Origin of the sequence: Deinococcus alpinitundrae, assembly GCF_009982895.1 — a bacterium.
Lineage (GTDB): Bacteria > Deinococcota > Deinococci > Deinococcales > Deinococcaceae > Deinococcus > Deinococcus alpinitundrae.
In genome coordinates, this window is sequence record NZ_WXZL01000261.1 from 1 (window position 1) to 270 (window position 270).

Annotated in this window: 1 protein-coding gene; it reads left to right on the forward strand. The window is 70.7% G+C overall.

Features of this window, described 5'->3' with window-relative positions; translation table 11 throughout:
- The coding region (locus GUI70_RS23300; RefSeq protein WP_161884576.1) for a hypothetical protein at positions 1 to 270 on the forward strand (270 nt) is incomplete at both ends.

The following is a 270-nucleotide window of genomic DNA, read 5'->3' on the forward strand; positions in this document are numbered from 1 at the left end:
CGGAAGTGGCGGCCGGGGCGGCGGTGGTGATGCTGACGCCGATGTTTGGCCAGGATGAGGACGGCCGGGTGCGGCTGACCGGCGTGCAGCGCACTTATCTGACCGAGGGCGGAGCAAAAATCGGCCGCCGGATGCTGGGGGCCTCGGGCGCCTGGCTGTTGCATCCGCCGGCTGGCGCGGCGGTGCCGATTGGTGGTTATGAGCAGGCGCGCGTTGCCGGTGAGGGGTTCGAGACCGTCGCCAGTGTGGTGCAGGCAACGCGGCAGGCTG